We start from the raw sequence: 9735 nt of genomic DNA, 5'->3' as shown, positions 1-9735 counted from the left end.
CTTCGGAAGGGGACTCACGCGCTCAGCAGCCCGGCGTCGTGAGCGGGCGGACTGCCTACCGCAAGCGCTTGTTTTAGGCCTAGAGAGTGGCTCGGCGGCCCCTATGTGGTCGTCTACAAGCACCGAGACGAAAGGTGGGCCATCGTAGCCTTGGACTGGTATGACAGGCCGACGCTCGGGATCCGGTGGTTTCATGGCTCCATGGGAAACCCGCACTCAAGCGGGCACCCAACGTGGTGCATAATCCCGGACGGATTGATTCGCAACCTCCTTTCGGGGCTTCCTTTGGCATTCAAGCTTCGCCACCTTCTCGACGAGTTCCTGCTGGGCAGGATGAAGGGCGACGACGTCAGGAAGGCGCATGCGGGCGACGCAGCGAAGCAAGGATAGGTCCGCAGATAGGTGAGCATGGCGCAGTTCCTCCGTTCGAAGCACCTCGATTGCCCGCGCGGCGACCCTCCCCCAGCCGAAGCAGCAAACGCGGCGCTCAGAAATCTCCCAATAGATGGGAAGCTCGGCCACATCATCCAGCGCTTCCGTGTGCATAGCGCCTGTGCCCTCGTGCAGACATGCCACCTCGTGGGCATTTCTGTCCGCGAGCAGACGAGGTCTGGCGCCTTCGCTGGGATCGCGAGGTTTCTCTACCGAGCCCTCAACCTGAGTCTTGACACCCATCGAGAGAGACGTGACGAGCCCCATTGCCGCAGGAACACTTCGTGACGCCCCCACAGAGAACGCCCAGACCTGGCCCCTCAAGCCCCGTTTCTCGACGCCCTCGCTTCTCCACCACCTCCCACATCCTCCCGAGCACCCCCGAGCACCCAAAACAACCCCTCCGCGCCCCTCCCACCCCCCTGGCCAGGAAAAAGCCCCCAATGTCGCGAACTTGGGAACCCGCGGTGCGAGATCTTGTAGATGGGCGCGGTGGGCACGACCAACCATAGACCGATGCACGCCTGCTCGCCGCATCCACCCCCTCCGATCATGCGATGATGGGCCGGATGACGACGCACGATGACGCGACGCGCGTGACCGTGGTCGATTCCGTCAGCGCCACCAGCCCTTCGGCATCTCACCGGAGCGCGGGGCTCCCCGAGATCACGGTCGGCACTCGCATCGGGCGCTACGTGATCCAGGAGCGGATCGGCGCGGGCGGCATGGGCGTGGTGTTTCGCGCCCACGACCCTCGGCTCGGTCGCGAGGTCGCGCTCAAGTGCCTGCGACCCGAATACGTGGCGCGCCACGGGGAAGGTCGCCTGCTCCGCGAGGCCCGGGCGCTCGCCCAGCTCTCGCATCCCAACGTGGTGGCGGTGTTCGGCGTGGAGCACGAGCACGGGGGCTTTGCGCTGGCCATGGAGCACGTGAGCGGGCAGACCCTGCGGCAGTGGTTCGAGACGCCGCGCCCGTGGCAAGAGTTCGTCGAGCACATGCTCGCCGCCGGCCGAGGGCTCGCGGCCGCCCACGCCGCCGGCCTCGTCCACCGCGACTTCAAGCCCAGCAACGTGCTCGTGGGCCACGACGGCCGGGTCCGCGTGATGGACTTCGGGCTGGTTCGCGCGACCCGTAGCGCCACCTCGATGCACCCGACCGACGGAGCCGATGGCCAGGCCGACGACCCGCACCCAGCCCAGCACTTGGCCCAGTTTCCAGCATCGCTCCCCGAGTCGACCGCCGATGATCACACCGCAGAGGGCGTGGTCATGGGCACGATCGCCTACATGGCGCCCGAGCAGCATCGCGGCGACGAGGCAGACCCTCGCAGCGATCAATTCGCGTTCTGCGTGTCGCTGTGGGAAGCGCTGTGCCGTCGGCGCCCGTTCTCCTCGGAGCTCCTGGCGAGCATGCGCGGCAAGCTCGCGGGTCCGCCCCCCTGGCCATCCGCGGTGAAGGTCCCGCCTGCGCTGGTGGCCATCGTCCAGCGAGGCCTGGCCCCGCACCCCGACGATCGCTGGCCATCGATGGAGATCCTGCTGCGCCAGCTCGAGCGCCTGCGGGAGCGTCGGCGCCTCGCCCTGCCGCTGCTCTCGTCCGTGGTCGCGCTCGGACTGCTCGGGTTGGCCATGAAGCCCTCGTCTTCGACCGGCTTCGATTGCAGCGGCGCCGAGGAGCGGCTCGCGGGGATCTGGGATTCCGCTCGCGCCACCGAGATCCGCGAGGCGCTGCAGAGCGCCGGGGCAGCCCATTTGGAGGAGACCTGGCCTCGGCTCGAGCCGCGCCTGCAGGCCCACGCCGACCGCTGGAGCGCATCCTACACCGAGGCCTGCGAGGCAACCCACGTGCGCCTCGAGGCCAGCGCCGACGATCTCGACCGCCGCATGGGCTGCCTCGAGCGCGCACGCGTGGAGCTCGAACACGCGATCGAGCTGCTCTCCGACCCGAGCGGCGTGCTCGCCAACGACGCCCTGCGGCTGGTCGACGGGCTCCCCCGCCCGGCCGAGTGCCTCGAGCCCTTCGCTCCGCAGCGCGACGAGCTCCCCATGCCCTCCGATCCCACCCTGGTGGCCGAGGTCCAGCAGCTGCGGATCGGACTCACCGAGGTCAAGGCGCGACAGCGGGCCAAGGCCTACGACGAGGCACTCACCATGCTCGCGCCCTTGCTCGAGCGGGCGCGTGCCACCGGCCATGGCCCGATCGAGGGCGCAGCGCTGTTTCGCCGCGGCTTGCTGCACGATCGTCGCGGCGACTACTCGGCCGCGTACGAGGATCTGTCGCGAGCCCACACGCTCGCGGTGGAGCACGACTACCCGATCCTGGCCCAGCAGGCAGCCAGCCAGCTCGCGTTCGTCCTGGCGCGACACATGACTCGACCCGAGGACGCCATGCGCTGGGCCCAGACCGGCGTGGCCGAGGCCCGGCGCATCGCTCCCGAGAGCACGGTGGAGGCCGATGCGCTCGGGACCCTGGCGGTGGTGCTGCATGCTCGGGGTCGCTACGGCGACGCGGTCCGTGAGCAGCGGCGAGCCCTCGAGCTGCTCCAGCGCGCCTGGAAGGCCGATCCGGAGCAGACTAGCGAGCTCGAGATCGCATCGGCCATGGATGCGCTCGGCAACATGGTCGACGACGAGGGACGATCCGAGGAGTCGGTGCAGCTGCACCGCGAGGCCCTCGCCATCCAGGAGCGCGAGCTCGGGCCGAACCACCTCGACGTGGCCACGTCGCTCAACAACCTCGCGTCGGCGCTGATCGAGCTCGATCGCAACGACGAGGCCCGCCCCCTGCTGCTGCGCTGCCTGGAGATCCGCGAGAAGTCCCTCGGATCCGAGCATCCGATGCTGGTGAGCGTGGTCAACAACCTGGGGATCCTGCTCGAGCAAGGCGACGATCCGCGAGCCGCCACGCCCTACCTCGAGCGCGCGCTGTCGCTGTCGCGCAACGCCTTCGGCGAGGATCACCCCCACGTGGGCAGCGCCCTGCTGAACCTCGGCCGGCTCCACCAGACCCTCGGTGAGCCCGAGGCGGCACGTCGCGACTACCAGCGCAGCCTCGACACCTGGGAGCGCAGCCTCGGCGACCGTCACCCCAAGATCGCGCTGGCCCACGCCTCGCTCGGCGACCTCGCGCTCGAGCAGGGTGCCCCCGAGGAGGCCGCCGAACGCCACGCGCGTGCGCTGGCGATCCGCACCGAGGTGCTGGGCGAGGAGCACCCGCTGGTTGCCAGCTCCCATGTGAGGCTGGGTCGGGCCCAGCTCGCCCTCGGCCGCACCGACGATGCGCTTGCCTCGGGTCGCTGGGCCATGGAAGCGCTCAGCCGTAGGTCACCCGGAGATCCCGAGCTCGAGGCCGACGCCAAGTCGCTGGTCGAGCGAGCCACCGAGGCGCTCGCGCATCCTGTACCATCCTCGATCACGAGGCCACCATGACCACTGCACAGAGGACCACGCAAGCCATCACCCGCCTCGAGAAGCGACGCGACAGCATCAAGAAGCGCCTCGCAGGAATCGCTCGCTTCGACGAGGTCCGCCACAAGGGCCTCAAGACCATCGTCGAGGCGGTCCAGCAGCGAACCGGCAGCGCGGCGACCGACGACCACCTGATCCAGAGGGTCAAGGAAGAGCTCGACGAGCGGATCAATCCACCGGGCCTCTGGGAGGCCATCACCGATTTCGGCATCGATGCGTTCGTCGACGTCGCGGTGTACTATGTCCGCAACCGCAAGAAGAACCTCGAGCAACGCCTCGCCCGCATCGAGGCCCGGCTCGAGCGAAGGCGCAGCAGCCTGCGCGAGCTGATGGGGGGCGGCTCCAGGAACGCCTCGATGCCCGTGTTCTCGTCGTTGGCGAGCATGGGCGAGGACGACGACGACGACGACGCGTAGGGCGGCCGCCATGGCCCCCTCCGTGCTACGATCCACCTCCCCTCGTGTCCTCCGCCCCGCCCCCGAACGAGCCCGATCTCAGCGGCACCGTGCTCGGTCGTCACCGCTTGCTCCGGCGTCTGGGCGCGGGCGGCATGGGCTCGGTCTACCTCGCGCAGCACGAGCTCATCGACCGCCAGGTCGCGATCAAGGTGCTGCACTCCGACCGCGCCGCCAACCCGGCCGCGCGCAAGCGCTTCCTTCGCGAAGCCCGAGCCGCCAGCAAGGTCGTGCACCCGGGCGTGGTCGAGATCCACGACGTGGCGATCGTCGGCGACCACGCGTTCTTCGTGATGGAGCTGCTGCTCGGCCATGATCTCGGTGAGCGGCTCGAACACGAGGGCCGCCTGCCGTGGCCCCGCGCCCAGCCGCTCCTGCTCCAGATCGCCCACGCGCTGCAGGCCGCGCACGCGGCCGGGGTGGTGCACCGCGACGTCAAGCCCTCCAACTGCGTGCTCGTGCCCGATCCCGAGGGCGGCGGCGAGCGAGTCAAGGTGGTCGACTTCGGGATCGCCAAGCTCTCCGCCGAGGAACGCACGGTGGCCGACGAGCTCACCGCGACCGGCGAGATCGTGGGCACCCTGGCCTACCTCGCGCCCGAGCAGGCCGAGGGGAGCTCCGAGGACCCGCGCTCCGATGTCTACGCCTTCGGCGTGCTGATGTTCCGCGTGCTCACGGGTCGGCTGCCGTTCACCGGCTCCACCACCCAGGTGCTGGCCCAGCACCTGACCAAGCCCCCGCCCGAGCCGCGCAGCATCGAGCCCTCGATCCCCTCGAGCGTCGAGCGACTCATCCTGCGCTGCCTCGAGAAGAAACCCGAGCGCCGCCCGCCGTCGATGCAGCAGCTCGCCGACGCGCTCGCAGCCGCGGCGCCCGAGCCGGCGGCGCCTCACGATCCCTCGGCGAGCCCCCGCCCGTCCGCCGGTGCGCCCTCCTTGCCCGCGTCGATCTCCACCGAGAGCCTCGTGGACCTCGACGAGCGCGTGGACCTGCCGCCCCTGCCTCCACCCGCAGACGATCACGAAACCAGCGCCGACGACGATCGAGAGCCCGCGCCGCCAGCCCGCGATCCCTCGCGGTTCCGCCCCCCGCCCGATCCCGAGTTCGAGCTCGAGGTCGAGCGTCCACCACCCCCCGAGCCCTCTGCGATCCCGAAGCGCCGTCGCTCGCTCGCGCTGCCGTTGCTCGCGCTCGCCGTGCTGGTCGCACTGGGCACGGTCGCCTGGATCTACCGCGAGCCGATCGGGCAGGCCGTGCCCGAGGTCCCCGCGCTCCCCGAGTTCCTCGAGGCGCAGCCGCCCGAGGATCCCGCCGCGCGCCCCGAGGACGCCGATCAGCCCGTGTTGCTGCTGGTCGACACGGTCCCCAAGGACGCCGAGATCTACGTCGACGACGTGCGCACCACCGAGCGGCCGATCCGAGTCCCGCGCTCCGCGGCCGATCTACGCATCCGCGTGCAGGCGCCCGGCTACGAGTCCCGCACCGTCGTGGTCACGCCTCAGCGCACGCGTCGCCTCGAGATCCAGCTCGACCGCACCAAGCGCTCGCGCTGACGCCCCCTCCATGACCACGATCCTGATCCTCGGTGGCTTCGGCTTCTACGGCACGCGTGTGGCCCAGGCCCTGCGCGAGCGCGGCCACGAGGTCACGCGCGCCAGCCGACGCCCCCGCCCGGGCGCAGTGGTGCTCGATCTCACCGATCCCACCACCTTCGCCGCCCTCGCCGACTTCGAGCTCGTGGTCAACTGCAGCGACAGCGTGGGCGCTCCGCCCGATGCCGCCATCGCCCACGTGCTCGCGCACGGAGGCACCTGGATGGAGATGGGCGCCGACCTCGTCGGCACCGAGCGACTGCTCGCGATGCCGGTCCCCCAGGACTCCAAGGGCGAGGTCTTCGTCGGGGTCGGGGTGTTTCCGGGGCTGAGCACGGCGCTGGCCCGTGCGGTGGCCGAGTCCGGCGAGCACGGCTGCCAGCGCCTCGAGCTCGGCATCCGCCTGTCGCCGCTGTCGGGCGCGGGCCGGGCCAACTGCGCGCTCATGGCCGAGAGCCTGTTCGTGCCGGCCCTGCGCTACGAACACGGCAAGCGCACGACCTCGCGCTCGGCCATGGGCCCCGCCGCCACCCTGACGTTCGACGGCCAGCCGGCGCCCGCCAACAACTTCGCGCTCCCCGACACGACGCTCATCGAGCGCTGCACGGGCGTGCCCACGGTCACCACCTACTTCGCCCTGGTGCCCGCGTGGCTGCGCTTCGACTTCGGCGCGCTGGCGTGGATGGCCTGGCTGCTGCGCTTCGCCAGGCGACCGCTCGTGTGGCTGCTGACCTGGCAGATGATCCTCCTGCGGGCCTGGCTGCTGCGCCGGGTGGAGACCCGAGTGCAGCTGGTGGCGGTGGCCGATCGCGGCACGCCCCACGAGCGCAGCCAGGGCCTGAGCTTCGACGATGGCCAGCAATCGACCGCGCTCGGCGTGGTCGCGGCGGTCCGGGCCTGGGAGCGCCTGCCGCCCCACGAGCGTCGACCCGGATTGTTCGGGCTCGCCGAGCGCTTCACCCTCGAGGAGCTACGCGCTGGCCTCGAGCCCCAGGGCTAGGCCGGGGCGAGCCGGGGGTATGCTGCTCGTCATGCGCCGCGTGCTCGGTACGATCGCCGTCGGGCTGACCTTCACGGGGTGCGCTCCACCGCCGCCTCACCTGGCCCCCGCGTCGACCGAGACCGACGCAGGCTCCTCGTCCACGTCCTCGTCCTCGACCGCGCCCACCGGGGGCACGTCGTCATCGACGAGCACCACGGCCGAGTCCACGACGACCTTCGGGTCCACCTCCACCGGGCCCGGCTCCACCGCCGCCGACACGAGCACCTCCGACGTCGGCACGTCCGACACCGACACCACCACCACCGAACCCGGCACCAGCACCACCAACCCCAGCAGCACCTCCGACGCGACCACCTCCGACTCCACCACCACCGGCGTCGGACTCCATCCGCTGCGCGTGTTCGTGACCAGCCAGACCCACAACGGTGCCTACGGAGGCACGGCGGGCGCCGACACGCTCTGCAACGACCTCGCCACCGCCGCTGGCCTCGGCGGGACCTTCACCGCGTGGCTCTCGACCGACACCGAGGATGCCGCGGCCCGCATCGACCCCACGGGTGCGCCCTACGTCCTGGTCGACGGCACCATCATCGCGACCGACCTCGCCGACCTGCTCGACGGCAGCCTCGACGCTCCGATCGACGTGGACGAGACCGGGACCATGGTGTTCGGCGACGTGTGGACCGGCACCCTCGCCGACGGCACCGCGGCCCCCGTCCACTGCATCGACTGGACGCAAGGCGCCTCGCCGCTGACCGGACGCTGCGGCTCGTCGGCCACCACGACCACCGCGTGGACCGACAACATCACCCCCACGTGCGGAGCCGGACTGCGGCTCTACTGCTTCGAGCAGGGCTGAACTCGGAGCTGGCCCACCGGCTCAGCCGCTCTCAGCCCGCTCAGCCGGTGCGCTGGATGATGTGATAGCCGAACTGCGTCTCCACCACCTCGCTGACCTGACCGACCTCCATCCCGAAGGCCGCGTCTTCGAACGGCTTGACCATCTGTCCGCGGCCGAACTGTCCGAGGTCGCCTCCCTTGGCCGACGAGGGGCAGTCGGAGTGCTGGCGCGCGAGGCCGGCGAAGTCTCCCCCTTGCTGGAGCTGGCCGTGGATCGCCTGGATCTGCTGCTGCGCCTCCTCCTTGGAGCGCGTGGCCGAGGACCGCGAGGACCCCTTGTACATGAGCAGGATGTGAGAGGCGCGAACGGAGCTGGACATGCCGCGCGATCATACCGCGATCGACCAGGCCCGTCGCGAGCGGAGACGTCGTGCTATGAGACGGCGGCATGCCGCCCTCGAGCCCCGTTCGTGCCACCGTGGCCTTGATCACCGAGGATCGCTACGAGCACCCGGCCCCGGGCCACTGGTACACGGACAACATCCTCGAGGAGGATCGCCTCGTGACCGAGGCCCTCGCGGCGCACGGGATCGCGACCGAGCGCGTGAGCTGGTCGCGCGCCTCGACCCCGTGGGAGCGCTTCGACGCCGCCGTGCTGCGGACCACCTGGGACTACTGCGATCGCTTCGCCGAGTTCTCGGCCTGGCTCGAGCGCGTGAGCACCCGGACCCGCCTGCTGAACCCTCCGGCGCTGGTGCGCTGGAACGTGGACAAGCACTACCTCGCCGATCTTCGGGCCCGCGGCGTGGCGATCGTGCCCACGGTGTTCGTCGAGCGAGGCGATCCCACCCCGCTGGCCGAGCAGCTGCGCACGCACGGGCTGGACGAAGCGGTGATCAAGCCCGCCATCTCGGGCGCCGCACGACACACCTACCGGGTACGCGCGGACACGGCCGTCGATCACCAGCCGCAATGGGCCGAGCGCCTGCGCGAGCAAGCCATGCTGCTGCAGCCGTTCCAGCGCGACGTGATCGAGCGCGGCGAGGTCACGCTGGCGGTGATCGACGGTCGGGTGACCCACGCGCTGTGCAAGGTCCCCAAGCCGGGGGACTTTCGCGTGCAGGACGATCACGGCGGCAGCGTGCACCCCCACGAGCCCTCCGCCCAGGAGGTGGCGCTCGCCGAGCGAGCCATCGCCGCCTGCGACCCGGCGCCCCTCTACGGCCGCGTGGACATGGTCCGCACCGCCGACGGCTCGCCCGCGGTGATGGAGCTCGAGCTGGTGGAACCAGAGCTATGGTTTCGCCGGGAGCCCCCCGCCGCGACCCGGCTGGCCGCTGCGATCGCCCGCCTGCTATGATGGCGCGCCAGCCATGAAGACGCCTCCCAAGACCGCCGATCAATGGTTCCAGCAGTACGGGCACTCGCACCGCAACCCGTTGAACAAGGCGATCCACTGGGTCTGCATCCCGTTCATCGTCATCAGCCTGCTCGGCATGCTGATGGCGATCCCCGTGCGGCTCGGCTCGCCGTGGCTCAACCCGGCATCGATCCTCCTCGCCCTGGCGCTCGTGTGGTACGCGACCGTCTCGGTCCGCCTGGCGCTCGGCATGCTGCTGCTCGGCTCGGCCATGCTCGCCGCGGCATTCGCCCTGCAAGCACTCCCCGTGCCGCTTTGGGCCTCATCGCTCGCGATCTTCGTGCTGGCATGGATCGGTCAGTTCATCGGCCACCAGATCGAGGGCAAGAAACCATCGTTCTTCGAGGACCTACAGTTCCTACTCGTCGGACCGCTGTGGCTGCTGGGCTTCGTCTATCGTCGGCTCGGAATCGCATACTGATCGCTCGTACGGCAGCAGAACACCGTCTTCCGATCACCTCGACCCGCGAGGTTGTCAGTCGTCAACCAGCCCTGGCTCGGGCCTGATGCACCGCGCCAGGGCTAC

General features: G+C 70.4%; 8 protein-coding genes. 7 read left to right on the top strand and 1 reads right to left on the bottom strand.

The annotated features are described in order from the left end of the window. The first annotated feature begins 1001 nt into the window (after positions 1 to 1001). The 5 genes from OEB96_RS20700 to OEB96_RS20680 are packed head-to-tail and all read left to right on the top strand — an operon-like array spanning position 1002 to position 7808. Positions 1002 to 3860 (top strand): serine/threonine-protein kinase, encoded by a 2859-nt coding sequence (locus tag OEB96_RS20700; RefSeq protein ID WP_266218097.1) that lies wholly within the window; start codon positions 1002 to 1004, stop codon positions 3858 to 3860. Beyond that, entirely contained in the window at positions 3857 to 4315 is a 459-nt protein-coding gene (locus tag OEB96_RS20695; RefSeq protein ID WP_266218096.1) for a hypothetical protein, read from the top strand. Before OEB96_RS20700 ends, OEB96_RS20695 begins: the two co-directional genes overlap by 4 nt. Before the next feature lie 44 nt (positions 4316 to 4359). Next, on the top strand, positions 4360 to 5907 hold the full coding sequence (locus OEB96_RS20690; protein WP_266218095.1) for a serine/threonine-protein kinase: 1548 nt from the start codon (positions 4360 to 4362) through the stop codon (positions 5905 to 5907). 10 nt (positions 5908 to 5917) lie between these two features. Further along, entirely contained in the window at positions 5918 to 6946 is a 1029-nt protein-coding gene (locus tag OEB96_RS20685; RefSeq protein WP_266218093.1) for an NAD-dependent epimerase/dehydratase family protein, read from the top strand. A 31-nt stretch (positions 6947 to 6977) separates the two neighbouring features. After that, on the top strand, positions 6978 to 7808 hold the full coding sequence (locus OEB96_RS20680) for a DUF1554 domain-containing protein (protein ID WP_266218091.1): 831 nt from the start codon (positions 6978 to 6980) through the stop codon (positions 7806 to 7808). Positions 7809 to 7848: 40 nt separating this feature from the next. Here OEB96_RS20680 and OEB96_RS20675 read toward each other — a convergent pair whose 3' ends face one another. Then, on the bottom strand, positions 7849 to 8169 hold the full coding sequence (locus tag OEB96_RS20675; protein ID WP_266218090.1) for a peptidylprolyl isomerase: 321 nt from the start codon (positions 8167 to 8169) through the stop codon (positions 7849 to 7851). Between the two features lie 68 nt (positions 8170 to 8237). Between OEB96_RS20675 and OEB96_RS20670 the strand changes: the two genes are divergently transcribed. Beyond that, positions 8238 to 9149, top strand: coding sequence for an ATP-grasp domain-containing protein (locus OEB96_RS20670; RefSeq protein ID WP_266218089.1), 912 nt, complete (start codon positions 8238 to 8240; stop codon positions 9147 to 9149). 13 nt (positions 9150 to 9162) lie between these two features. Then, entirely contained in the window at positions 9163 to 9630 is a 468-nt protein-coding gene (locus tag OEB96_RS20665; RefSeq protein ID WP_266218088.1) for an Mpo1 family 2-hydroxy fatty acid dioxygenase, read from the top strand. Positions 9631 to 9735 lie beyond the last annotated feature (105 nt).

The sequence above is a fragment of the Paraliomyxa miuraensis genome (genome assembly GCF_026337845.1).
GTDB lineage: Bacteria > Myxococcota_A > Polyangia > Nannocystales > Nannocystaceae > Paraliomyxa > Paraliomyxa miuraensis.
The sequence above is the reverse complement of the archived record's forward strand: the minus strand, read 5'-3'. Positions and strand labels throughout refer to the sequence as shown.